The following is a 24383-nucleotide window of genomic DNA, read 5'->3' as shown; positions in this document are numbered from 1 at the left end:
TCCCGATCTGGTCCTTCAACTATAGTGCTCGTCACCAGAAGCGAAACATCTCTCCCAAGGCGTCACCGACCGAAGCCAGGGTGCCGTGCTTTCTTTCGAGCGGGCCGCCGTGGTGGCTTTCGCGCCAGTCTTGCGGCTCATCGAACGTGCCGGCCCAGATGCCAACCTTGCCGGCGCGGGCAATGGCCTGCTCGGTGTCGAAATCGCCATAGGCAATGGCCCAGCCGGCCTCAACCTGGGCCCGGTTGAGATCCTTGCCGCCGGCCTTGCAATCGCCGAGCAGGCGGCCGTAGCGGTCGCGCTGCCAGCCGCTGCAGGTCACCGGATTTCCTGATATCAGCCGCACCAGCGCCTGGCGCGCCAGCCTGCCGCAGGCGTAGTCTGCGCCATCCCTACGGCAGATCTGCTGGTATTCCGGAGCGTCGATGCCGCGCATGCGGATACGTTCGGTGCCAAGAGTGAGTGAATCGCCATCGTTGACGATCGCCACCCCTTCCGCCTTGCGCGTCTCGAAACGGTCGAGGCGTGCGGCGAGCAGGATCAGCAGGCCGAGCAGAATGACCGTCAGCGCGTAATCCAGCAGCTTGCGCCACAGGCTTCGCGGCGGCGGCGGATAGTATCGCCGGCGCGGCCTTGGCGACCACGAACGGCTCATATGGCAAACAGTCTCTTAATCATTCGAACGTAGCTTAACGAATTGAGATCGCTGCGCGCATAAATCGAAGTTTCCATGCCTCTGCTACGCTCGAACACAGCGGATAAATTCATTGTGGACCGCCGGAAACCGCACCGCAACAGCGATGTGGCGCGCGCGGTGCGCAAGACGCGCGACCGTCTTTCGCAGCAGGTTGGCAATCTCGACTTCGACCGTGAACTGCTGAAGCTGCATGCCGGGACCATGGTGCGCGGCGCAGCCGTCATCCCACTGCTGGTGTTGGCGGTCGCGGCGGCCGGGCTGCTGGCCGGTGTGGACAAACAGATCAGCGTCTGGGCGCTGTTCACCCTGATCTGCTATTCGATCGTCGCCTTCATGGCGCGCCGCGTCGAGCGCACCGAAGCCGCCGAGCTCAATCCTGTTCACACCCGCAGGGATTTTCTGATCGGACATTCGCTGTGCGGCCTCGGCTGGGCGTGGTTCGCATGGCTCGGCTGCGCCACCTGCCAGATCGACCAGTTCCAGGCCGCCAAGGCGGTGGTGCTGCTGCTGGCCATGGCGGCGACCGCTATCATGGCGTCGTCCTTGCGCGGCTCTCTGCTTGCCACCTTCGTCGTTCCGGTGGCGGTCTATGCCTATGCTGAAACGAAATTTTGGGTGCCGGTCGGGACGATCATGGTCGCCCTGCTGGTCGCGGCATTGCCGTTCTTTGCCTATATCGCGCGCCATCTCAACCGCTCGTCGCTGATACTTCTGTCCTTCCGCTCCGAAAAGGACGCGCTGCTCGCCGAGGTGGAGACAGCGAAATCAATGTCGGACGAAGCTCGTCGGCGGGCCGAAGACGCCAATCTGGCGAAGTCGCGCTTCCTTGCTTCTATGAGCCATGAGCTGAGGACACCCCTCAACGCCATTCTCGGGTTTTCCGAGGTGATGGCCAATGAGGTGCTCGGGCCGATGAGCAACCCCACCTATCGCGACTACGCCCGCGACGTGCACGATTCCGGCCAGCATCTGCTCGACCTGATCAATGAAATCCTTGATCTGTCGCGCATCGAGGCCGGCCGCTATCAGCTCAACGAAGAGCCGGTGATGCTGCTCAACATCGCCGAAGATTGCTGCCACATGATGGAATTGAAGGCGCGCAACAAGGACATCCGCATTGTCCAGGATTTCGAAAGTGCCCTGCCGCGGCTGTTCGCCGACGAGCGCGCGGTGCGGCAGATAACGCTCAACCTCCTGTCCAACGCCATCAAATTCACCGCCACCGGCGGCGAAGTTCGCGTGCGCGTCGGCTGGACGGCGGGCGGCGGCCAGTACATTTCGGTCAAGGATAACGGGCCGGGCATACCGGAAGACGAAATCCCGATCGTGCTGTCCGCCTTCGGCCAGGGCTCGATCGCCATCAAGAGCGCCGAACAGGGCACCGGGCTCGGACTGCCGATCGTGCAGGGCCTGCTCGCCATGCATGGCGGCGAATTCGAACTTCAGTCGAAATTGCGCGAAGGCACCGAGGCAATCGCCATTTTCCCGCTCGCCCGAGTGATGGAGGAACTGCCGGCGCTGCCAACCAAGACCGTGGCGGCGGCCCGCCGACGTTGACAGCTTGTTCTAGGCTTTGACCGCCGCCGCCATGCCCGAACTGGTAAGCGCCGCCGCCTTGACCAGACCGGCGGCAAGGGCGGCCCCTACCCCTTCGCCGTGGCTGATGCCGAGATCGAACAGCGGCCTGAGGCCGAGCCGCTCGGCGGCAAGCCTTTGGCCGGGTTCGGGCGACTGGCTGGCCAGCAGGCAATGGTCGAGCGCACCCGGGTTGGCGGCATGCAGCACGGCAGCGGCAGCGGTCGCGGCGAAGCCGTCGAGCAGCACCGGGATTTTTTGCATCCGGGCGGCGAGGATGGCGCCGGCAATGGCCGCAAATTCGCGGCCACCGACCCGGCGCAGTGCTTCCAACGGGTCCTTCAGAGCCGCACCATGGAAGGCGACGGCTTTATCGACTACATCAGCCTTGCGCGCCTGCATGGCCGCGTCCGCGCCCGAGGCGGGGCCGACCCAGTCGGCGCCGCTGCCACCGAACAGGACGGCGCACAAGGCCGCCGCAACGGTGGAGTTGCCGACGCCGAGATCGCCAAGGCAAATCAGATCGGCGCCACCGGCGATGGCTTCCATGCCGAAGGCCATGGTGGCGGCGCAGCCGCGTTCGTCGAGGGCGGCGTCCTCGGTGATGTCGGCGGTCGCAATGTGCAGCGCCAGATCGAACACCTTGAGGCCAAGATTGTTGGCGACGCAAATCTGGTTGATTGCCGCACCGCCGGCGGCGCACAGCTCAACGGCGTTTGCGGTCGCAGCGACAGGGCGCGGCGAGATGCCGTGGCGGGTCACGCCATGGTTGCCGGCGAAGATCGCCACCAGGGGCCGGTTCACCGCCGGCGGGGCGCGCCCGCTCCAGGCAGCAAGCCAGGCGGCGATGTCCTCGATGCGGCCAAGCGAGGCTTTCGGCTTGTCGGCCTTGGAAAATAGGGTGCGCACCCTGTTTTCCGCGACTGTATCGGCAGGCGGCAGGCTCGCCAGCAGATTGCGAAAGTCGTCGAAGGGCAGCGCGCTGGTCATGTCGGTCCTGATCATCCCTTGTGGTTGATCAGCGGCATAACCGCCTTGCCCGGCTGGCACAACCTCCCCTCGACATTGGCGCGAAAGCGGTTGCCCGCGCCGCATTCCGAAGGGCTTGCATTGGCTTTGCCGTTGCACCATGTGGGGATGGAACGAGGGATTCCGGACGGAACCTTCAAGAGAAAGTCATGACGGCCATCGAATCCCCGTGCATCCTGGTCTGTTCGATCGACATGAAAACCGGCTTCTGCTTCGGCTGTGGCCGCACGCGCGATGAAATCGGCGCCTGGATGGGGATGACGCCGGAGGTACGCCGCAGCGTCATGGCCGAGTTGCCGGCCCGATTGGAAACGGTCGAGCGCCGGCCGCGCCGGGAAACACGCCGCAGCCGCATGGCGCGCGAGCGCGACGTCCTCTCTTGAGGCGGCAGGTCCAATGAACCGACTGTTCTGGATCGTGATGGCGGCAATCGGCCTCGGGCTGGTGCTGCTGATGATCAACAACGACGCCGGCAGCACGTTCGGCATCGAGAATTACGATTTCAGCCGTCTGGTCTGGCTGGGGGCGATCGGCTTGCTCGTCAGCGCCGGCCTTGTCCGGTCCGGCAGGCCGCTCGGCGTCATGGCCCGCAATCTCGGCACGTGGGCCCTGATCGTGCTGGCGCTCGTCGCCGGCTACCAGTACCGCTACGAGTTGCAGGATTTCGCCAGCCGGGTGACGGCGGGCCTCGTTCCCGGCAGCCCGCTGGCGCTCGGCGTCGAGGACGGCCATGCCACCGTGACCCTGGACAAGGCCGGCAGCGGCCATTTCGAGGCCCGCATCACGATCAACGGCGCGCCGATCCGCACCGTCGTCGATACCGGCGCGACCAGTACAGTGCTCACCGCCGAAGACGCGCAGGCGGCCGGCTTCAATCCGGCAGCGCTGAGCTTCACCGTCCCGGTCTCGACCGCCAATGGCATGGCACGCGCCGCTTCGGTGCGCACCGACGAACTGGCGATCGGCGGCATCGTGCGCAAGAACATGCAGGTGATGGTCGCCGCGCCCGGCGCGCTCAGCCAGAGCCTGCTCGGCATGAACTTCATCGGTTCCCTGTCGGGTTTCGACGTGCGCGGCGACCGGATGATTCTGCGCGACTGAACTGCTTAAGCGGCCTTTTCAACACGGTCGAAATCGACGGCAGCGAACGCAGCCTTCAGCACATCCGGTCCGGCGCCGGGTTTCGTCGCGTCGGTAGATAGTATCTGCCGGAAGCGGCGCGCGCCGGGCAGGCCGTGGAACAGCCCGACCATGTGGCGAGTGACGTGGCCGAGCCGCCCGCCCTGCTCGATATGCTGCGCCGCATAGTCGGCCATCGCGTCGATCAGCGCGGCAAAATCGTAGGCCCCGGCCTTGCCGCCGTAGAATGCCGCGTCGACGCCGGCCAGGATGCCTGGCGTGTGATAGGCGGCGCGGCCAAGCATGGCGCCATCGACATGATCGAGGTGGCGAGCCGCCTCTTCGAGCGATTGAACGCCGCCATTGATGCCGATGAATTTGTTTGATTTTCCCGCCTTGAGGCGATAGACCCTGTCATAGTCGAGCGGCGGGATGTCGCGATTTTCCTTCGGGCTCAGACCCTCCAGCCAGGCCTTGCGCGCATGCACCCACAGCGCGTCGGCGCCGGCCGCGAAAACGCCGTCGGCCAGCGCGTCGAGCGCGGGCTCCGGATCCTGCTCGTCGACGCCGATGCGGCATTTGACCGTCACCGGGATTGTCACCGCCGCCTTCATCGCCTCCACACAATCGGCGACCAGGTCAGGCACTTTCATCAGGCAGGCGCCGAACGTGCCGGACTGGACGCGGTCGGACGGACAGCCGACATTGAGATTGATTTCGTCGTAACCGAAGCCCTCGCCGATGCGCACCGCCTCGGCCAGCTTTTGCGGATCGGAGCCACCGAGTTGCAGCGCCACCGGATGTTCGATCTCGTCAAAACCAAGCAGCCGCTCGCGCGCGCCATGGATCACGGCGTCCGCCACCACCATTTCGGTGTAGAGCAGCGCACGCCGCGTCAACTGGCGGTGGAAGAACCGGCAATGCCGGTCGGTCCAGTCCATCATGGGTGCCACGGCAACTCTATGATCTTGATTTTTCAGCATTTTTTCTTTAACATCAAATCATTAGAACCTGTCGAGTGCACACGAATTTACGCCAGAATACGACCCTTTTCGCCACATTTCGATCTCTCAGTGCACACGGAGCGCACACGAAAAAATGGCCACCTACACAAAGCTCTCGTCCGGTTCCTGGCGCGTCCAAGTCCGTCGCAAAGGTCGCTACGTCAGCGAGACCTTCCTGCGCCGAGACGACGCACGGCGCTGGGCGACCGAAACCGAGCGCCAAGTCGATCGCGGTGAGACGCCGACCAAGTCCCGTATAGCGCGCCTGAAAACCTTCGGCGAACTCATCGAGCTTCATATCGACGACATGTGCGATGTAGGCAAGTCCCCTCGCCGCTCCAAGGCCGCAGCCCTCGATATGCTCCAAAGACATCTGGGGAAGTGCAACATCGCGGCTCTCGATCGCGAACGGCTCATTCGATTTGGTCGTGATAGAGCCGCCCAAGGTGCCGGACCGATGACACTTGGTATCGACATCGGCTTTGTAAAACTCATTCTGGCTCATGCCGCTGCAGTTCACGGCCTGCCTGTCAGCGTCGAACCGGTTGATCTCGCGCGTATCGCCCTAAAGAGGCTTGGCCTCGTTGGGAAAGGCCACCAGCGCGACAGGCGGCCGACGCAGGATGAACTCGACAGGCTCATCGCTCACTTCGATGCAAACCCTCGTCTAATTGCACCGGTTAGCCAGATCATACGCTTCGCCGTCGCAACCGCGATGCGCCAGGAGGAAATCTGTAAGGTGCGTTGGTCCGACTTGGAATCTCGCACGCGGATGCTTCTCATCCGTGACCGGAAAGACCCTCGGAACAAGAACGGCAACGATCAGCGCATACCCCTATTCGCTGCAACCGGATACGATGCGTGGGCCATTGTTGAGGAGCAGCGGGCAAAGCGCAGCAATGACGATGATCGAATTTTCCCATTCAATCATAGGTCAGTCGGCACCGCCTTCCGTCGGGGATGCACTGACCTGAGCATCCACGACCTTCACTTTCACGACTTGCGGCATGAAGCAACAAGTCGCCTCTTCGAAGCTGGATTCACGATCGAACAGGTAGCTCTGGTCACGGGTCACAAGGATTGGAAGATGTTGCGGCGGTACACGCATCTCAAGCCGGAAATGCTTCACACTATCCGAGCAGCGAGGGCAGCGTAGTTGGCACAAGTGAGGTTGGTTGATCAGCAAAGACCGCAATCTCGAGCGGGTAAGAAAGTGCATTCCCATGATGTCGCAGTTTGAGACGTGGTCCATCTGCCTACTATCGCAAACGTTGACGGCAGAACGACAGGACGCGCAGCTTGCGGCCCTATTAGTCGGTGCCGTGATAAAGATCGTTCGAGATCGTCTTCTGCGAGACACCGAGGCGCTCTGCTATTACCCTCTGTCTCATTCCCTCCTTCCTCAACCTCTTTGCCTCGATCCTGCGGTCTTTCACCGAAAGCACGTCACAGAAAGAGACCGTCTGCTCTTGAAAGCCAGAGCCTCCGTCGCGAAGGATAACATTTATAGCCTTGCCGTTTTTGGTGCGGCCCTTGAAATGCTTCTTGCCCTTCTGAATTGAGATAGTGCACTCTTCCAAACCTATGTTGCCTAGGACGTCGTCCAGATCAACAAGGAATTGCCTTGCTCGGATATGCTTGGGCGGTTTTATAATGAGTTTCTTCTTGGGTCCGACAATTTCAATCTGAGAGGTTTTTGCGTTAGCCATCGAGGTCAATCCGTTCTGCGGTTGGAAATTATACCATTCTAGAATGTTCTGAAAGTGAACGCAAGGTGGGCGAACCGCCAATCGGCCCTACAACGATTGTTGCATCGCTCAATCCCGCCTGTCAGACGGGCATTCTGTCCGCAGAGATGCTAAAATGCTCAGAAGAAACCGCCGTCTGGAGGCCCAGCATGTCAATGATTTTCCACGACCCGGAGACGCGGGGCTTAATTAGGCAGGGGCTCAAGGATATTAGAGACGTCGGCAACGGCAAGCCTATCGAACAAACCAGCCTCCCGCCCGGTACCTACGTCGAAAACGGAACAGTGCACTTGCCGCCGACTGGCTTGGGGGCCGCTGCGGCGCTGGCGGTTGCAGGCGTAAGCTCGGTCGGCGGTCTAATACTGGCTGGGCTCGCGGGATCCATGTTGTTTGCAGCCTTGCGAACTGTGATGAATTACAACATGCGTGGCGTAGCAATCTATTTCTGGATTGGCGTTGCAATCGCAATCTTGGCATTAGGCGCGTTCATATATTGGATACGTGACGTTCGCCGACTCTTCATTGCAGGGCTTTTGGAGATCGCAGCAGGCACTATTGGGGGTGTGACAACGTACGTTAACACCCCAGATCTAGTCGGTAGGTGGCTTGTGATTATAGCGGCAGCGTTTGCCATAGCCGATGGGATCGACAAAACCGTGCAGGGCAGGGTTGGAAAACGACTTGCTAGGTAAGACGCCTGCGCATTGCCGACCCGATTTTGAGATGGCCTCATCTATGTGGCCGGATCCCTCGGTGGTTTACGTTTGGGAGAAAAATCTTGTCGGCGTGAGCCGTCATGCTCGGCCCAAATTCGAAGGCCGGCTCGCTTACGCGTGCCGAGATCAGTTCTGACACAGTGATTGGAAATTCTGCCAACCCTGGACATTGCTTCGAACCATATCGCAGCTTGGCGAATGGTGGCCCGCCTGTTTTCCTCTTGATCAACACACGGCTCGATCAGATCCACACGAACTGCGCTGCCGGTCGTCGCGGCTGCCAGGTGTAGGCTTGAGGTAGCGGGTGTTGATGTTGCCGGCTTCCTGACGCAAAACCTAGGGAATGACAGTCCGAAAAAAGGCACCCCGTCTTCAACTGCCGTCTTCTCGGACAAAAAGACGCCTATGAAGCACTGCTGACGGCGACGCGACTGCCGGATAAGCGCGGGACGCCGAGAACGCGCGTCACACGCCTGGCTCCTCATCGATGACGTCCTCGGCGACCTCTGCCATCAGCTGGCGAGACAACCAAGGCAGCGCGTCCTCGATTCGCATGCTCCCCGCCCTGTGCGGCGACGGGCCTTTGCCGTCCGGCCCGACCTTCGGATTGTCAAGGCGCTGGCCTGCGGCGTTGATCCCCAATCAAGTACCGGATAAGGACCCAATTTCGCCGTCACCGGCAAGCAAGAAGGGCGTCTGCTGATCCGAGTTCAGTTTACAAAAAAACCCAACCCGCATCCGTTCGTACGCGGAGGGACCGAACACGATGTCAATCGTCTAACCGCCACACATCACTTGCTGACCGCTTGGTGCGCGCAATTTGCGATTCGACGATGAGCACGCCCAAGGCCATCCGAAGCTCCGGTTCCTGAGAACCAGATCGTGCCCGCCTCAATTCACCAAGAAGGGCCTCAAACTGAGATCGCGGTCGGATCGCGAGATCCGCGACAAGGATCGCTTGCTCTACCTCGCGCGCCGGCGCGTCGGTCGGCAATGCGGCCAACCGTTCCAACCACGACCCGACGGCGCCGTCAGCCGCGACCTGCTGCTCCTGGTAAAGCAGCGCCGGCACGATGGCTACACGCAGGTAGGGGTTCGCATAATGTGCGCGAAGCAGCGCAACATCTTCATCTGGAAGTTTGCGGGTCCGGCCGTACTCCGCAAGCGCGATAAGCCAGGGACCTGCGCCGACCACAATCGTAACTCCCGGTGTAGGACCCTCCAAAACGCTGGAATCATCGGGCGTGTAGGCGGCTGCCGCATAGGCCTGCGCCCTCACCCTGGCAAGCATATCGCCGGTGTCGAGCTGTTGGCGTCCAAGCGCCGCATACATCTCCGCGGTCATGCTCGACTTTGGCGTAACCGAATTCGCGGCGCGCTCGATGAGCCCATACGCAACCGCCCGTTCGGCCTCCGGTATCTGGGTCATCGCATGAGCCAATACTCTCGCCAACTCGCTGTCCTCGAAGTCAAGTTCTCCTTTTTTAAGAGCAGCTTGCGCCTGATCTTTTAACTCGTCGAGCAGGCTCGGCGGCAGCGCGCGGGCATCGGCAGCGACAATCAGAAAGCGCGTATAGTAGCTGTTGGGGATCGTCGCCGATCGCACGAAAGCAGCCGCCACGTCAGCCACAAGCTTCTTGGCCGCTTCGCTAGCATCAAGGCTCGCCAAAATGGTCCGAAACGCCACGCCCTGATCAGGCTCATCCGCGTCTCCATGGAAGCGTCCGAGGGCGTCAGTCGCGACCTTCAAGCGCTCCTCGCTGTCCATAGGCAAGCGACTGAGTGCGAGGCCGATGACTTCGGAATAGCCGAGATCAGCCAGAGCGAGCAGATGAGTTCGATCCACCCCATCGAGCTCGGCCAAACCGCGATCGATACGCGCAATGGAAATGACGCCGAGCACCTCGGCAACGGAGTTGACAACGCCGTCACGGGCGCCACGCCCCCGCTGCGCATCGGTATTGTGGATCAACCACTCCTGTGCAGCCTTCGCGAAACCAAGGAAGGCCGGAAACGCTTCAATGGGATCCAGCGTCGCCGAATAGGACAATGCCGCAGCATAGCTTTCCATGTTGGCCATGCTGAGATCCAGGACTTCAAAGTCCATGCGATTAACATCGAGTTGAACCAGCTCACGCCCGCGCCTGTCGCCACCCGGAACGAGAGCCAGTATCGCATCGAGACTCGCCGGCTCGCCCGCACTGAGCGCCATCCAGGCAGCCCGCTCAACATCCAATGGAGATGGCGATGGGCCTAAAGCCGGAGGCAAGTCGCCAGCGAGGGTCGCATAGTGGGCGGCCGCTCCAGCATCCAAGCCGGCAAGGACGGCCGTGAACCAGGTCCGGTAGTCCGTCACATGGGTCCAGACACCACTCGTATATCCCGCCTGGAGCGGCGCCGCGGCCGCCGCATTGTTAGACAGATTGCCGACAGCGATGCCTGTATCGACCCTGTCCGACGGAAGAAAGCGCAGCAAAGGCTCGAGAGAGCGGACACCGTGCCGGACCAACAGTGTGCCCGTCGCACCGGGCTCGACATAGTACAGCAGCGTATATGCGAGAAGCAGCAGCGCCACGCCCATTGCGGCAATGCCGATCGCGGCTTGTCGCAGCCTGCGGACGACGGTGCCGAGAATGGTGCGACCCTGCACTCGCTGCGCGGTATTGGCGACGGGTAGCGTCACCGGCGCCCTCGCAATGCCGCCCTTTACCGGCTCCTGGTGTGCGCCGCTCTTATGCTCATACACATAGAGCGGAACCTGCTCGCAAAGTGCGGGAAACAACTCGGCATCGACATCCAGGTGGTCTTTTCGTCCGCCAAAGCTCGCCGCGTCCCCGGTATTGAGGAGATCAATGAGGTGAGCGGTGAACACGCCGCGTTCGACCCCATCATCTTCCCAGGTCCGCTGCTGTTCGCGCGATGAAGCGACATAGAGGCGCGCGACGCTCTCCCCAAGGGCGCCAAAGAACGTCATGCGACGCACCAGCCCTTCGGCGAAGCAGCAGTCCAGAACGAGTATCGTTCGATCGGCGACGATTGAGCCCAGCAAGCTGTCCAATCTTGCGACATCGAACAGCGGTAGCCCTGCCCCGCCGCCGTTCGGCTGGACGATCAGCCCGGCCGACGAATTGTCCACCCATCCGTGGCCGGACATGAAGATCCAGCAGAGTTCGTATGGGCCCTGCTTGGCCAGCGATGTCAGGCCCGCTTCAAGTGCAGCAGCGGTTGCCTCCTCCTCCTTGATCCTGACGAGGTTAAGCTCTGCCGGCTTCCAGCAGGTCCGAAGGTATTGCTCAACGTCATTTGCATCATTGACCGCGTACCGCAGTTGGCCAAGGCGCCCCACGACATCTTGGGAATACGCCCCAATGCCAACGATGAACGCCCCTACGGCGGCCATCTTACCAGGTGAAGAAGTTGCGGATGCTTGGCGCGGGCTTCGCGATCACGTTCTTGGACCCCGGCGGCTGCGGCACGCTCGTAACGAGCTTCTGCAAGATCAGCGGGGTTGAAATCCCGACGTGCAGCGCCACGATTCCTTCCGCTCTCCCTCCGAAATAGAGCCACGTAATGAACCCGCCGGCGACAACCATGGCCAGCGTGATGCCCCAGTACAATAGGCTTTTTCGATAGGCTGGGAGCTGTTCCGCTGCTCTGAGATTCCACCAGTGAAGCACTTCAGCCAGCACGCCGCCGGCACATCCGATGCCAAATACCGCCCAAACGCCGTCAACGACCATGTTCCAACCCCTTCTCCTGCACCCTGCCGTGCAAACTTCCGTTCAATGCCGGTTGCCAGGTCCTAGAGTTCGTCCGGCAACTCAAAGCGCATGCTAATCCGCTCCCGTCGCGAGCCGACGCCCGGTCCCGTATCCAACGACAATGGCGTGGTCGGTATGGCGTCACTTTGGATGGCTGCCATCACCTCGAGCATAGTCTCGATCTCGGCGGCTTGAGGATCGGGGCCTCCGTGATGGTGACCGCCATGGCCATGCCCGCCCCCGTGTCCATCAAGCGAAACGCCGACAAAGGGCTCGCCGACCGTCACCCAGGGCGCGTTGACTTCGAACCATTCCACGCCATGGAGGTCGCGACGTTTGATTACTCCCGGACGCGACGCCTCTTGCGCCCTGAACCAGTCCTCTATCCGGTCGTCGACCCAGCCATGAAGGCGCCAGAACACCGGGTTGAGATGCGAGGAATAGAACTCGCCGAGAAAGTCGTATTTCGGCGAGTCCCATTTGTCCGAGAAGTCGAACGTCGGCCGCGAATCCGGATCGCCCGTCTCCGGATCGATGATCAATTCCCCCGTTTCCGGATCCCGCGCCGGCGTCATCCAGCGATTGTGCATTGCATTGTGAATGGTGAACTCCAGCAGATTGCCCAGTGCTCCGAGGCTCAGGCTGGCGAGCACGGATGGGCTGGTATAGTTCGCCTCCCACTGGCGCATCACGGTTGAAAAATAGTCCGGTGTCTTCACCCATTCGCCAGTCGAGGGTACCATATTGCCCGATGCAACGGCATCGCGCTTGAAGACAAGCTGCCCGCCGGCGCCGCTACTCGGCGAATAGACGAGTTGACCGACGTCTGCCGCAGGAATGCGCTTCCAGGAGGCCGGTGGCGGAAGACCGTGCCCCTCATAGTCGCTGTGCACCATCTTGATCATCCAGCGATGCATGAAGAGGAAGTCCTCGCCCGCACCATTGTCCAGGATCAGATTGTTTCCCTCGGTCCGCTTCTTGCGTGGCGGGCGGGCGACGCCCCAGCCGAGATCGCCGATCGCTGCTCGCGTCGCTTCCTTCTGGAAGTTCGGCCATTGACCGCGGACCGTGTGCCAGGCGGCGTGCCAGAGACGATGCCATTTGCTCGACAGCATGGCGACCGTCGACGGCGCCAGCGCGACCCCCGGAATATCGCGTGGTTCGAGAAAATCGCGTTGCACGGCAATGACACTGGCCGTGGCGCCGGCCTTGGCATTGCCATGATCCTTCGCGCGCATGACGGACCCGACTAGGCACTTGCGGGGCCCTGTCGTCTCAGGCCAGTACTTCGCGAGCATCAACTCGTAGACATATTCGAACGCCGCGATGGCGGATCCCTCGGCGCCAACGCCGCGAAGACGGATCAGAGCTGGCTCCCGCGCTACCAATTCTCCCGCCAGCGTCATCGCGGCCCGCTCGGAATCGTCCTCGTTCGTCGGCCAGGACACGATGCCAGCGATCGCCCCATTGAGCGTCGCCACGAGCGTGAGTTCTGCCTCCGCAAACCGGAGCTTGCCGAAGTCATCGACGATGCCGGGTTCATTGAGGAAGCTGCGATAGGTGTATGTTCCGGTGACCTCTGTCGGTTCCACGTGCTTCCCCTGCCTCTTGCGCCCGCCCAACGAAGGCAAGCTCGGCTACGGCCAACTAGACTTCGAGCTCGATACGCGCGTCCTTGTTGAATGCCAGGGACAGCAGGCCCCCGGATTGACCCTGCAGCGAGGTGACCAAATCCTCGACGGCTGTGAATGTTTCGTACTCGTCACTGCCCTCAATGAGAGTGTCCGACGTGGTGCTGAACCAGAACGTGAAGGGTTTGTCTTCCGCCTCCGGGGCCAAGGCCCGTTTGTTCAAGGGACCGAGGCGTGAGTCATAAATCTGCTGGATAACCGACCGCTCTGGATTTCCGCTCGAACCGTTCCCGCAGAAAACATAGTGGTCGGCAGACACCTTCCTGCAAAACGCTTCGTCGACGTTGTGTTCCGAGCCGTGGTGCTGGACCTTCAAGACGTTGACATGGCAGTAGCCCTGATCGAGGAAACCTGCGAGTTCGAGCCCCTTCAGGATGATGTCCTGCTGAGAATCGCCGGTGAGCAGAAGACGTTTGCCGCCCTCTTCGACCATGAACATCAGCGATGCGATATTCGGTGTCGTAACGCCCTTGAAATCCTCAACCCCGTTCCAGTCTCTCAGGTTGAATGCGTCCTGGCCGAACGCGTCTACCTTGCGCTTGATCTCGGCCCGCAGATCGCTCAGCCGCTTGCGGTTGTCTACGTCGCGCAGGAAGTTGTTCCATCCGGTCCTCAACGCCTCCAGCTCGGCCTCCGTCGGACCGACAATGGTGAAACGCAGCGATCCGACCTTGAAGGATTTCTGCCCCTCCCGATACATGAGGAGTTTGGGCTTCTCCCGCGATCGCGGGAGCTTGTTGACGGGAATATTGAGCAACTCTGCCGACGCATAGCGCGAGACCTTTATGGCTTCGGGGATCGATACGGCGATTTGCTGCATCGCCTCGCCAAGATCGACGAGTTGAGGGACTGATGTAGCCAGCAACGCCGGGGCCGCGGCGGCAAGCAAATTCTCGATGTCGCCGGAATTGTCCCCGACCTGGTCCCGGAAAGCGTTGTGCCAGATGCCGCCTATCTCTGGCGGGCGGGGCACCTTCGGCTCACGGATCGGCGTGCCGTTCGCCGTGTGATAATCGAAAAGACGCCACTCGAGTTCATCCTCCAGAAGCTGAAGCACGCCTGAGATGTGGTCCTGATCGATGTGGGACACATAGACGTAGTCGAGTTTGGCACCTTGCTTGCGCAGCTTGGAAAGCTCCTCGCGAACGCTGTTCTTCATGCTGGACGACATGCCCCCGTCGCAAAGCACCCGACCATCCTCGGCGCCTTCGAGCAGCAGGCAATCGCCCTTGTCGGATTGGAAGATATGGAGCTTCATCGGGTACCCTTCACTTCGGTACGCTCGTTGAACGTTTGGGCTTCATCGATCGCAGCAGCGGGATCCAGCACTCCGAATCCGGCGTCGTTGCGCCAGTCATAGGAACTGCCTGGAAGGGGGCGAGCAGTACGCTGCAGGATGCCAGAACACTGTGCCGACGTCAGATCACTGTTGACCGCCAGCATCAAACCGACGACGCCAGCAACATATGGACTGGCCATGCTCGTGCCGGTCATGCCGATCCACTGCTTGTCGTCTTCACTGAACCCTTTGGCGGCAACAATGTCCGTTCCGGGCGCAGCAATGTCGGGCTTTGCGCGATCATCGCGTGTCGGCCCCTGGCTGCTTGAGATGTTCATGCGCTGCCGCGCTTCGTCCAGGTTCGCAACCGCGATGACACGGTGCGCGCAGGCGAGCGAACTGATCGAATGCGAGTCCACATTCGATCCCTCGGAAAAGAACGAGGGAAACCGGTAAAGCCGCAGGCTGCCATGCACGCCAATATCGATCGGATCGTCGCGTTCAATCCAGCAATTGAAGCGTCCGCTTCTGATCTCGTCACCGACTAGCCTCACCTTCCAAACGCCCGCCTCGACCCCTCGCAGGCTATCAGCCTGAAGATTGGGCGTCAGATAGATGGCTGCGTAGTTGCTACCGTTTGTCGGGTGGTAGAGCTCGTTATAGATCGAGACGGTCGTTCCGCTGGCCATGCGCCGGTTCTGGACAAACTCTTGAGGACGAACCGTGATCCAGTCGGCGTTGGCGCTAGGCGGTTTGACCATGACCGTGATGCGATCCTGGGCGCCGTACCAGATTTCCAGCTCGTTTTCGGACATGTCCTCGATGCCGTTGCCGATGACTGTCCATTCGAGATCGACAGCCAGACCACGTGAGGCGATATGGCCGCTCGAATGAATGCGGCCCATGATGAACCCCATATCTTCGGCGGTCTCGCCCTTCTCCTGGCCGGCGTTACCCGCAGCCACGGAAATGGCTCGTCCCGGCGTCGAAAGCAGCGCGTCAATCCAACGGCAGACGCCATTTGATCCATCGTGGCCAGCGCCGTTCGTGCCGAGGCTGATATTGATTGAGATTGGTTTGCCTTCACGCTCAGCAATCTCAAGCAGATACTCAACTGCATGAACGATCCGCGTCGAGTCGCTGAAGGTTGCGCGCCGCTCCTTGGTTCGATCTTCAAGCATTGGGACCGAAATCAAGACGGCCGCGATCGCCGCCTTGGGGCACAGGCCGCTATTGCCGGCCGCGATGCTGGTAACATGGGTGGCATGCGACCCTTCCGATCGCTGCGATTGCCGCTCTGTGAACGTGGCCGGAAAACCGCCCTTCTTCTTGGCTGCGGCTATCGCCCTATCCATCAAGTCCTTGGTCAGTTCGCTGCCATACTCGAACTGGCTCTTGCCGTTTTTAGATGGGGGCTCGCGGAAATCTCCGCCTTGGTCCCAGATCGAGAGAAACCGGGTATTGCCCGCATCATCGAGAAAGTCAGGATGCGCGAAATCGAAGCCGCCCACATCAATTATGCCGATCATCACCCCTTCGCCGTCACGGTGAGCTTTGCGCAGGGACGCATCAAATTGCACCCGACTTGAAGGGGGCGAAGCCAATTGCGGCGTGACGACTGGTCGGTCGAAACTTATCGGCTCGGATGGATGCACAAAGGCAACGTTCGGATCAGCCTCAAGCTCCGCCAGCGCCGTAATGGGTATAGTCGCGGACACAAGATTTCGTCGCACCAAAACCTGCCCGCCCAAGGACGCCTTATCCGACGTCGTCGCACTCGCCGCCCCGGCTGTCGCGATACGCTTGACGCGGTCGGCTGCCATGCGCTCGGGCCTTCCCCCGTCGTCAACGCCGCCGTCCCGGTAAAGTTCGACAAACACATTAACGTAGGACTGATCCGCTTGCTCGGTTGCCGCTAGCTTGGGCCGTTTAGGCAGTTTCGCGCGCGCAGGGACCTTTGCCGGGCTCATTGGGATGCTCTCGCGAAACAGCGAAAGATCGAAGCTTGCGGGGATGCCCAGCGATTCCGTTGACAGGCTCGGAACCGTTGCCACCGTCGAACTGATGTCAGATCTGAGGAGATTGACCGTCGCGGCCCCGTTTTTCAGGCAACGCAGTCGCGGGTGAAGTCTGCGAGAAATCTGATCACTCACCGCCACTGCCTGCCTCCCTCAAGACCAGCCAAGTAACGAAATCCACGTCAATTACACAATGCTGCGTAACAAACGTGCTTTTTTCAAGCTGCATCTTCAGTGACATAGATGCGGACCCAAAGCAACACGTGAGCAACGACTTTGATGTCTTATGTTCGACTTCAGTCCTTCTCAGGGTTTTGTTGCACTGCTCCTAACCGACCGCATCGTCGGTGACAGGCTCGTCAATGAGGTTCTCGGCACGTTCCGACAACCAGACCGATGCGTCCTCGATGGCTACCGCGTCGCCATGATCGGCAAAGTACCTACCCACGGTGCGATACCGCGCTCCAAATCGATCTGCAAAGATTGACCGCATCGTCTCGCTTCGGCTCAGCACGCTGTTGAGCGCCGGGCCCGCCCCCCACACGATCCACGTTGCAAGGGCAGCCTAGCGGCAAGTGCGATCTGTTGTGAGCTACCAATAAAATCTTCAATCTTTGGCGCTTCCTGAATACTCATCAACCTCTCGCAGGCGGGACCATTGAAAACGCGGCGGTGATCGCCTCGAGCGTCACATCCAGTGCGTTCGAAAAGGTCCTGCCCTTCTGCCAAATCGCAACGTAGTGATAGAGCGCGGACGGTTCTACTGGCCTTACTCCCAGCTGAAACGCCACGTACTCACGCGCGATGATCTCGTTTGTAATCGAAATGCCCAGGCCAGCCGAGACGTATCCGGCTTCGTGACCGTTGCAATCGAATTCCACCAGTATGTCCGGCTCAACGCCGGCGAAGCGCAAGGCATTGAAGTTCATCTGGTGAGCGGCGAACTGGGGATCGATATCGACGATCGTTTCGCCTGCCAGGTCTTGCGCCTCGACACAGGTCTGTTTTGAAAAGCGGTGGTCGGGATGGAAGATGCATACGTTGCGAGCTGACCCAAGCGGCGCCCATTCAAACAGACTTGCGTCCAGCGGCAGTCTCGAGATTCCGAGATCTGCGCGCCCGGCCAGGATGTGCTCCCCGATCTGGTCGTAGCTACCCGAGATCGACCGCACATTCGAAGCGGTCTGTGAGCGAATAATCGCCACGACCTTGGGCAAGGTCACGAAACCGAAAACAGATGGCGCGGCAATCGCAATCCGCTGCTTTTCCTCGTTCTTCATAGCGAAGATCGACGCCTCCAGGCGATCCAGCGACGTCAGGGCAAGTTCTACGTTCCGCAGGAGTTCCCAGGCTTCCTGCAAGGGAACGATGCGGTTGGCTGACCTCTTGAACAATGTGATGCCGAGCGTGGTCTCGAGCAGCTTCACATGTTGACTGACGGCGGGCTGGCTTATCCCGAGCGCTGCCGCCGCCCGCCTTGTCGATCCGGCCCGCAACACTTCCCGGAAGACCTTCAACTGACTCAGCATGCGCCGGATCTGATGCGGCTCCTTCGACCAGGAGTTTTCGAGCGCCTCCCAGACCTCCTCCTGACGGGCGTGATCGTCGGTCACGGTAAAGGCCATGAGCTGTTCGAGCTGCATGCCCTCCTGCTCGTAGACCTCGTGCAGCTTGCGCGAAACTTTTGCGAGCCGCAGGCGCTGCTGGACAAAGGTAGCGGACACGAAGAAGCGTGCCGCAATCTCCTCGTGGCTGGCGCCTTGGTCGTGCAGGGTTTGGAAGGCCCGGAACATATCCAGGGGATGTAAATCTTCGCGCTGAAAATTCTCGGCCAGCGAATCCTCCTCGATCGGGACCGCGCTGTGGGCGTCGCTGACGACGCAGGGAACTGGCTCGGTCTTGATCATGCGCTTCTGCTTGACCAGCAGTTCCAGCGCGCGATAGCGGCGCCCGCCAGCCGGCACCTCAAACATGCCGGTCTCATTGCCCTCGCCATCCAGCACTGGCCGGACGTTGAGACTCTGCAAGAGGCCGCGTCGTGCGATCGAGGCGGCGAGGTCCTCTATCGTTTCCCCGCGCTTGATGCGCCGGACATTGGACTGGCTCAGCACCAGCTTGTTGAAGGGGATGTCACGTGAAGCGTTGAGGGTGATCTTCTGCTTGGGCGTAGCCATGTGGACTGTCTCCGCGACGGGCGGCCGAGACTCTCTCGACCTCCAAACCCGTCAAAAGAAACGGGCGCAGCCCTCTCACTTTGAGGACTGCGCCGCACACCGAAAATCCGGAGGGCGACAGGGCCGCAGACACGACTTTGCGCATCTGCGGCATTGGGGATTTCAAGCTGAGATCTCACGCGCCGTCTCGGCCAGACTGGGCGGCGTGGTAGAGGATGCGTTCCGCGTCGCGAAGGCTTCCGGCCCGGCGGGCGGCCTCTGCCCAGACCGAAATCGGTAGGTCGGTGGTAAAGAGGATGTCGCGCTCGATGCCCATGCCGATAGGCAGCCGGACCGACGTCATCTCGAAGAGCGAGAAACTGCCCTGCTCGGGATATCCGAGACCGGCGAGACCGAACATGGTGTCACCATCGGCACTCAGCTCGGTTGCGAGCCAGGTTCCTTCGTCGAGCGGATTGAAGAGCTTCACGACCGGTACGTGATCGGCGTTGCGGCCATTGGCCAGCAGGCGTTTGCGCAGTTCGTCGGTGAGGAGGATCATGCCGCCCTCCTCTCGATCTCGGCCTCATCGACGTCGGCCGGGCCTGCCCTGGCTGCACCGTCAGGTTGCGGCAGGAAGGCGAGCAGCCAGTCGGCCGCCTTGCTGGCCTGGGAGGCGGCACGAACGATGGCGCGGTTGTCTTCGCGCAGGACCTCGAGCCAGGAGGCCAGGTAGTCGGCGTGGCGCACGGTTGGCACGATGCCAAGCGAGGCGCAGCAGAAGGCTGCGTTCATCTCTGCGACCAGTTCCTCGAAAGCATATCTCTTGGTGCCGAAAGCGCCGCCGAGGTCACGGCCGACGCGGGAGGGATGGCCGGTCGCATGGCCAAGCTCGTGCAGGGCGGTGCGGTGCCAGTCGATGGTCTCGAAATAGGCCTGCGGGGGCGGCACCCGCACGTAGTCCTGCGCGCCGGCACATAATAGGCACTGCTGCCACCGATGCGGAAATCGATACCTGTCGCCTTGATCAGCGCCTCGACTGTAGGCTCGATCAGTCCGGGTTCCGGTGCAGGCGGAGCCGCGGCCAGATCATCTGGCAGATTTTCGCATTGCGCGACGTTGAACACGGTGAAGCGCTTAAGGAACGGTATGGCCTGTGCTGCCTCGCCGGTTTCCCGCGCGCGATGCTTCTCGTCGTCAGGAATGAAGCGGTCAGCGTAGACGACGGTGGTCCCGTGTTCGCCCTTGCGGACATGGCCGCCCAGCGATAGCGCCTGGCGGAAAGTCAGCCAGCTTTGGACGGGAAAGCCATGCTCTACGACCGCACCCCACAGGATCAGCACGTTGATCCCGGAATAGGCGCGGCCAGTCGTGGCATTGGCCGGCATGGCGAGGGGCGCTTGCCCCGCCGTCGTTCCCCAGGGCTGCACCCAGGGGAAGCGGCCGGCTTCCAGCTCCGCGATGATCTTGTTGGTGATATCGTCATAGAGGCTTGTCCGGTCGGCGCCGGCGCGAGCGTAATGTCTGGACATCGCGGTTCTCCGCGACGGGCGCCGGAGGCCTCTCCTCCAGCCCTCAACCCGTCACGGCAAACCGGTCCGTACTCTCACTCTAGACGGCGTTGCGGGGACCTCCCGTAGAAGGGGGACGCTCTCGAATTTGGGCAAAGGCGGTCCGCGCCAAATCAAATGTCGCTAACCATCTAGTTTGGTTATTGCTACCGGACTGCGTGGCGGATGCGATCGGTAAGCGTTTGTTCGACGTCGAAATAGCCCTCCCAGGCTTCGGGCAACTGAGCCCGCGCGGCGGCGGCGAAAACATCGAAACCGTTGGCGCTTTCGCAGGAGGGCAACTCCTTCCAACTGACGGGCACCGCGCACGCCGCCCCCGCGCGTGCCCGAGTGGACCAGGGACAGATTGCAGTGGAGCCCTGGCCGTTGCGCAGGTAATCGAGAAATATTCGGCCCTTGCGCTTCGCCTTGCTCATGTTGGCGACGAAGCGCGACGGATCTGTACGGGCCAGTAGTTCGGCGAAGTCTTGGCAGAAGCTCTTGACCTCGTCCCAGTCTGCCTCGGGGACGAGCGGCACGACCACATGAACGCCCTTGCCGCCGGACAGCAACGGCCACGACTGCAGTCCAAGCGCTTCCAGAATGCCTCGAATGTCGAGGGCTGCCTGCTTGACGGCAGTGAAGCCCAAGCCTTCGTCGGGGTCGATGTCGAAGATCATGCGATGCGGCAGATCCGGCTGCTGGCGCAGGCTTCCCCAGATGTGGAATTCGAGCACGTTCATCTGGACGCCTGCGATCAGCCCAGCCAGGTCATCGACCCACAAGATGCGGCTTTCCTTCCCGGACATCTTCTCCAACTGGCCGTCATGGATGGCCTTGGGCATGCCGGGCAGTCTGTGCTTCTGAAAGAAGGTCTGCTGCAGGTCGCCATCGGTATCGCGCACCAGCGACAGCGGTCGATCCTGGATGTGCGGCAGCATCTTCTCGGCGACCACGGCGTAGTAGGCTGCGAGCGTGGCCTTGGTCACCTTGGTCCCGGGATACATGACCTTGTCTGGATGCGTCAGCTTGACGCCGACAGCAGCGGCGATCTCCTTGCCGATTCCCGGATCGAGATTGGCGGAGCCAGGAGTTGCCGGCGTCTTCGGCATTTCCATTACCACTTGGTCGGCTCGCTTATCTTCGCGCATGCCCTCAAAGCTTGGATGTCGCAAGCTGCCGTCCGGTGTCACTTCGGCATAGGTGACTTCGGCAACTAGCTCGGGCTTCACCCACCGGGCACGGCGGGCAATGTCTCTCGGAACGGAAACGAAAGCCGGTTTCTCAACACGGCGTTTCTCGAGCTTCGCGAGGATGTCCTTGCGCATCGCCGCGGTGAACCCCGTGCCGACGCGGCCGCGATAGATGAGCTTGCCATTCTCGTAAGTGCCGAGGATCAACGATGCCATGCCACGTCCTGTGTCACTTGGGCGGTAGCCGCCGACGACGAATTCCTGTCGCTTCGTGCACTTGATCTTGAGCCAACTCCCGGTGCGGTCGCCGACGTAGGAGCTGTCGGCGCGCTTGGCGATGACGCCTTCGTGGCCGCCCTCGCACATGGCGTCGAACACCCTTCTGCCCTGGTCGACGATGTGGCTGGAGAATTGCAGGCTGTCGTCAGGGCGGCGCGCGCCCAGCAGGGACTCAAGTCGCGCCTTGCGCTCAAGGAGCGGCAGGGTCGACAGATCTTCGCCATCGAATTCAAGCAGATCGAAGGCGTAGAACTTGAGGGGCATACCCGCGGCGATGCCGGTTTTCAGCATGGAGAAGTTCGTGCGGCCATGACTGTCGATGGCGACGATCTCACCATCGATCAGCACCGCGCCTTTGGTCAGTCTCTGAAGCGGCGGTAGGATGACCTTGAACTGTCGGGTCCAGTCGTGGCCATTGCGGGTATAGACAACGACGTTCGAGCCGGAGATGGCGACTTGGGCACGATAGCCGTCGAACTTCATCTCGAAAAGCCAATCCCCGCCGACCGGTATGTGGTCTGTCAGCGTGCATAGCTGGAAGGGACGAAACCGCGGGAGCCGATTTGTAGGGACAGATTCTGAGTCTCTGGGCCGTGTGCGCCTTTTACTGAGGGTACCGTCTACAGCCGACATGCGGAACTCGGATACATAGTCCGATTCAATACCCTGCCTCGGATTCGGTTCCATGCCCACCCGTCCCCACGCCGGCGACCGTCGGCGCCCAAAGGAAGGACGGCGTATAAAACGCAGTCCTGCGCGCGTCCGCAACAGCGGACAATTGCCGCGCGTAGGACGGAGGAAATTCGCCCCCGCCGCGGGCGGTGAACAGGACAGCCGTAGGAGCGTCAGCATAGCGCCGGCCGCAGGACGGGACGCGGGACCGACTGTCCCCGTTCGCGGTGGTCCGCGTATTTTGCGCCGAAGCCACCGGCGGAGGTCGCGCGGAGGTCCGGCTCTCGACAGCTGACCGAGATCGGATGTCCAAACCCGAGCCGAGATGGCCTAGACGAAATCGATGAGGTCTTGCATCTTCACCCCTCAATTGCGTGGCAGCTTGTGAATTTCCAACCTGACAGGCCCTCCCCTGTCACAACTTGTGCAGAATAGCGCTCGCTCTACTGAACTGAACAGAGCGCCTTTGCCATAGCGTTTGATGAGGCCGGCAGGCTTTACCGTTGCATGGTGCGAACAGGATCTGCACCAGGCCCGCAACACATGCCACTCGCGAAGATCTCCAAGAGCAACATCGAGGCCGGCGTGAACGCTGCCGTCGATAATCGTCTGTGGCGGGATTGTCACCTCGCCGGGTGTCAGGATTTTCTCCATCACATGCCGACTGTTGTAGTGGATCAGCAACATCCCCGGGCGGCGCCGGATGGCGGCTTGCCAGGCTGCCTGACTCACCGTTGAATCGGGAGAACGCGAAATGGTTTCTGACAAACCCTGCTCCTCGCGATCCCAGACCTCGATCCGAAAATTGTCTTCCGCTGTTTTTGCCATAGCTTCGCCGGCCAGCGCGATTGACGCCGAGCCCATGGTCCTTTGCTGTTCCAGATCACGCTGAAATAAGGAATATATTCCTCACTCGTCAAGGTCGCGCTTGATTTTTTGTTCTCTTTTTGTTCACTATCGGCAGCAGTAGGCTAAAGGAGGCGAACCATGGAACTTCGCTTGAACATCGAGGACGCAACACCCCAAGAGCTCGCACGTGGTATCGCGGCAGCCGAAGCAGTGTTTGCACGCGCCAGCATTACGGCTTTGCAAGGCGCGGAAGGACTGTTTGCGTTGGAAGGATGGGATATCAAAGGCTTTCCCGAAGACGACAAACCTACGGAGGACGAGGACCGGGCTGCCACAGTTTGGTTGGAAGCCGACGAGGCTGCTGCGGCGGCGTGTTGTGCGGGCTGGCCGGAGGAAAAAGTTCCGCACCATCAGGTCATGGAACTGATCAACGCTCCCCGCACGAAGCTGCAAGCCGAAGCCATTCCTGACATCTGGCCGGAGCGGAAGCAACTCTATCCTGACGTCGTCAAGCGGCTGGAGATCACGGCCGGCCCAGACCGTCAGATCGATTTCGATATTGCCTTCGTTCTCGGTTGGGTACCCGAGCGGCCGACGCTGGACCGGGTCGAGCCGCTTTCGGAAGATGGAGACCGTATCCCCTTCTTCACCAGCGACCTTGCCCAGGTCGAAGAGATGGCTCGCAAGGCGCTCAAGGACTGGACAATCGAGATTGACCGAGATCCCTGTGATGCCCACGTTTTCGACCCGGCGGCCAGCGATGACGATGATGAATTGCGCATGGCGGCATGGCGTGATTTCGACGGCTCCTTGCATATGGAGAAGCCACCGGCAAATCCTGCAATCGCGCTGACGCTGGCAATGATGCGCGGCCAGTCCATGCATTTCGAATAGGCGGTCAAACGCAGTCGGGGCTCACCGACGCCATCGGTGATCGATCGCGACTGGCCACAGGACTCATAGCAGCCCGAATGCCATTGCGGTGAGGAAGGCCACCACTAGCACCACAAGGACCCCAATAATCAGCCAGACGGCGCTCTTGGCGTCCAT

The 24383-nt window shown here is 61.0% G+C and carries 18 protein-coding genes and 3 pseudogenes; 6 read left to right on the top strand and 15 right to left on the bottom strand.

Annotated features, from left to right (window positions below; translation table 11 throughout):
• Positions 1-31: 31 nt before the first annotated feature.
• Positions 32-655, bottom strand: a complete 624-nt coding sequence (locus NKI32_RS15440; RefSeq protein ID WP_353002948.1) for a thermonuclease family protein — start codon at positions 653-655, stop codon at positions 32-34.
• A gap of 75 nt (positions 656-730) precedes the next feature.
• Here NKI32_RS15440 and NKI32_RS15435 point away from each other — a divergent pair, with 75 nt between their 5' ends.
• Positions 731-2254, top strand: a complete 1524-nt coding sequence (locus NKI32_RS15435; RefSeq protein WP_023741201.1) for a sensor histidine kinase — start codon at positions 731-733, stop codon at positions 2252-2254.
• 9 nt (positions 2255-2263) lie between these two features.
• Here NKI32_RS15435 and NKI32_RS15430 read toward each other — a convergent pair whose 3' ends face one another.
• Positions 2264-3262: a nicotinate-nucleotide--dimethylbenzimidazole phosphoribosyltransferase gene (locus NKI32_RS15430; RefSeq protein WP_023710483.1), complete on the bottom strand. Its 999-nt coding sequence runs from the start codon at positions 3260-3262 to the stop codon at positions 2264-2266.
• Positions 3263-3450: 188 nt separating this feature from the next.
• On the opposite strand from NKI32_RS15430, the gene NKI32_RS15425 reads away from it, so the two are divergent.
• Both NKI32_RS15425 and NKI32_RS15420 read left to right on the top strand, forming a co-directional pair.
• Positions 3451-3684, top strand: a complete 234-nt coding sequence (locus NKI32_RS15425; RefSeq protein WP_023824914.1) for a DUF1289 domain-containing protein — start codon at positions 3451-3453, stop codon at positions 3682-3684.
• 13 nt (positions 3685-3697) lie between these two features.
• The gene (locus tag NKI32_RS15420) at positions 3698-4402 is read left to right on the top strand and encodes a TIGR02281 family clan AA aspartic protease (protein WP_023752257.1); all 705 of its coding nucleotides are present in this window, start codon (positions 3698-3700) and stop codon (positions 4400-4402) included.
• Positions 4403-4407: 5 nt separating this feature from the next.
• Here the strand turns inward: NKI32_RS15420 and dusA are convergent, their stop codons facing one another.
• Positions 4408-5403, bottom strand: a complete 996-nt coding sequence (gene dusA, locus NKI32_RS15415) for a tRNA dihydrouridine(20/20a) synthase DusA (protein WP_352626177.1) — start codon at positions 5401-5403, stop codon at positions 4408-4410.
• A 115-nt stretch (positions 5404-5518) separates the two neighbouring features.
• Here dusA and NKI32_RS15410 point away from each other — a divergent pair, with 115 nt between their 5' ends.
• On the top strand, positions 5519-6580 hold the full coding sequence (locus tag NKI32_RS15410; protein WP_353002947.1) for a site-specific integrase: 1062 nt from the start codon (positions 5519-5521) through the stop codon (positions 6578-6580).
• 154 nt (positions 6581-6734) lie between these two features.
• On the opposite strand, the gene NKI32_RS15405 is transcribed toward NKI32_RS15410, so the two are convergent.
• Positions 6735-7133 (bottom strand): helix-turn-helix domain-containing protein, encoded by a 399-nt coding sequence (locus NKI32_RS15405; RefSeq protein ID WP_023723967.1) that lies wholly within the window; start codon positions 7131-7133, stop codon positions 6735-6737.
• Positions 7134-7321: 188 nt separating this feature from the next.
• Between NKI32_RS15405 and NKI32_RS15400 the strand changes: the two genes are divergently transcribed.
• Positions 7322-7864, top strand: a complete 543-nt coding sequence (locus NKI32_RS15400) for a hypothetical protein (RefSeq protein WP_156940392.1) — start codon at positions 7322-7324, stop codon at positions 7862-7864.
• A 793-nt stretch (positions 7865-8657) separates the two neighbouring features.
• On the opposite strand, the gene NKI32_RS15395 is transcribed toward NKI32_RS15400, so the two are convergent.
• The 11 genes and pseudogenes from NKI32_RS15395 to NKI32_RS15345 form a co-directional block, all read right to left on the bottom strand.
• Complete coding sequence (locus tag NKI32_RS15395; RefSeq protein ID WP_353002946.1) at positions 8658-11288, bottom strand: caspase family protein; 2631 nt, start codon at positions 11286-11288, stop codon at positions 8658-8660.
• A gap of 1 nt (position 11289) precedes the next feature.
• Entirely contained in the window at positions 11290-11628 is a 339-nt protein-coding gene (locus NKI32_RS15390) for a hypothetical protein (RefSeq protein WP_023723963.1), read from the bottom strand.
• A gap of 62 nt (positions 11629-11690) precedes the next feature.
• Complete coding sequence (locus NKI32_RS15385; RefSeq protein ID WP_353002945.1) at positions 11691-13241, bottom strand: hypothetical protein; 1551 nt, start codon at positions 13239-13241, stop codon at positions 11691-11693.
• A 55-nt stretch (positions 13242-13296) separates the two neighbouring features.
• Positions 13297-14598, bottom strand: a complete 1302-nt coding sequence (locus NKI32_RS15380) for an MBL fold metallo-hydrolase (RefSeq protein WP_353002944.1) — start codon at positions 14596-14598, stop codon at positions 13297-13299.
• Entirely contained in the window at positions 14595-16778 is a 2184-nt protein-coding gene (locus NKI32_RS15375; RefSeq protein ID WP_353002943.1) for a S8 family serine peptidase, read from the bottom strand. The genes NKI32_RS15380 and NKI32_RS15375 overlap by 4 nt, the downstream gene beginning before the upstream one ends.
• Positions 16779-17272: 494 nt before the next feature.
• Positions 17273-17899 (bottom strand): annotated as a pseudogene (locus NKI32_RS15370) (LysR family transcriptional regulator substrate-binding protein); the annotation flags it as partial.
• A 111-nt stretch (positions 17900-18010) separates the two neighbouring features.
• Positions 18011-18811: pseudogene (locus tag NKI32_RS15365) on the bottom strand (ParB/RepB/Spo0J family partition protein); the annotation flags it as partial.
• A 175-nt stretch (positions 18812-18986) separates the two neighbouring features.
• On the bottom strand, positions 18987-19352 hold the full coding sequence (locus NKI32_RS15360; protein WP_353002942.1) for a DUF2958 domain-containing protein: 366 nt from the start codon (positions 19350-19352) through the stop codon (positions 18987-18989).
• Positions 19349-20322, bottom strand: a pseudogene (locus tag NKI32_RS15355) (ArdC family protein). The gene NKI32_RS15360 and the pseudogene NKI32_RS15355 overlap by 4 nt, the downstream one beginning before the upstream one ends.
• Positions 20323-20507: 185 nt before the next feature.
• A complete protein-coding gene (gene ligD, locus NKI32_RS15350) occupies positions 20508-22445 on the bottom strand; it encodes a DNA ligase D (RefSeq protein WP_353002995.1) in 1938 nt (645 codons plus the stop codon).
• Between the two features lie 405 nt (positions 22446-22850).
• On the bottom strand, positions 22851-23348 hold the full coding sequence (locus tag NKI32_RS15345; RefSeq protein WP_352538289.1) for a hypothetical protein: 498 nt from the start codon (positions 23346-23348) through the stop codon (positions 22851-22853).
• Positions 23349-23471: 123 nt separating this feature from the next.
• Here NKI32_RS15345 and NKI32_RS15340 point away from each other — a divergent pair, with 123 nt between their 5' ends.
• The gene (locus NKI32_RS15340) at positions 23472-24227 is read left to right on the top strand and encodes a hypothetical protein (protein ID WP_353002941.1); all 756 of its coding nucleotides are present in this window, start codon (positions 23472-23474) and stop codon (positions 24225-24227) included.
• The last annotated feature ends 156 nt before the right edge of the window (positions 24228-24383 follow it).

Origin of the sequence: Mesorhizobium sp. M0761, from assembly GCF_040320205.1 — a bacterium.
GTDB lineage: Bacteria > Pseudomonadota > Alphaproteobacteria > Rhizobiales > Rhizobiaceae > Mesorhizobium.
Note: the sequence above shows the minus strand (reverse complement) of the source record. Positions and strands in the feature narration are given on the sequence as shown.

What these genes read in the sequence shown, in the direction of transcription:
- ligD (WP_353002995.1), bottom strand. Translation starts at nt 22,445, where the DNA reads ATGTCGGCTGTAGACGGTACCCTCAGTAAAAGGCGCACACGGCCCAGA.
- NKI32_RS15345 (WP_352538289.1), bottom strand. Translation starts at nt 23,348, where the DNA reads ATGGGCTCGGCGTCAATCGCGCTGGCCGGCGAAGCTATGGCAAAAACA.
- NKI32_RS15410 (WP_353002947.1), top strand. Translation starts at nt 5,519, where the DNA reads ATGGCCACCTACACAAAGCTCTCGTCCGGTTCCTGGCGCGTCCAAGTC.
- NKI32_RS15435 (WP_023741201.1), top strand. Translation starts at nt 731, where the DNA reads ATGCCTCTGCTACGCTCGAACACAGCGGATAAATTCATTGTGGACCGC.
- NKI32_RS15340 (WP_353002941.1), top strand. Translation starts at nt 23,472, where the DNA reads ATGGAACTTCGCTTGAACATCGAGGACGCAACACCCCAAGAGCTCGCA.
- NKI32_RS15380 (WP_353002944.1), bottom strand. Translation starts at nt 14,598, where the DNA reads ATGAAGCTCCATATCTTCCAATCCGACAAGGGCGATTGCCTGCTGCTC.
- NKI32_RS15360 (WP_353002942.1), bottom strand. Translation starts at nt 19,352, where the DNA reads ATGATCCTCCTCACCGACGAACTGCGCAAACGCCTGCTGGCCAATGGC.
- NKI32_RS15395 (WP_353002946.1), bottom strand. Translation starts at nt 11,288, where the DNA reads ATGGCCGCCGTAGGGGCGTTCATCGTTGGCATTGGGGCGTATTCCCAA.
- NKI32_RS15400 (WP_156940392.1), top strand. Translation starts at nt 7,322, where the DNA reads ATGTCAATGATTTTCCACGACCCGGAGACGCGGGGCTTAATTAGGCAG.
- NKI32_RS15440 (WP_353002948.1), bottom strand. Translation starts at nt 655, where the DNA reads ATGAGCCGTTCGTGGTCGCCAAGGCCGCGCCGGCGATACTATCCGCCG.
- NKI32_RS15420 (WP_023752257.1), top strand. Translation starts at nt 3,698, where the DNA reads ATGAACCGACTGTTCTGGATCGTGATGGCGGCAATCGGCCTCGGGCTG.
- NKI32_RS15430 (WP_023710483.1), bottom strand. Translation starts at nt 3,262, where the DNA reads ATGACCAGCGCGCTGCCCTTCGACGACTTTCGCAATCTGCTGGCGAGC.
- dusA (WP_352626177.1), bottom strand. Translation starts at nt 5,403, where the DNA reads ATGCTGAAAAATCAAGATCATAGAGTTGCCGTGGCACCCATGATGGAC.
- NKI32_RS15425 (WP_023824914.1), top strand. Translation starts at nt 3,451, where the DNA reads ATGACGGCCATCGAATCCCCGTGCATCCTGGTCTGTTCGATCGACATG.
- NKI32_RS15405 (WP_023723967.1), bottom strand. Translation starts at nt 7,133, where the DNA reads ATGGCTAACGCAAAAACCTCTCAGATTGAAATTGTCGGACCCAAGAAG.
- NKI32_RS15390 (WP_023723963.1), bottom strand. Translation starts at nt 11,628, where the DNA reads ATGGTCGTTGACGGCGTTTGGGCGGTATTTGGCATCGGATGTGCCGGC.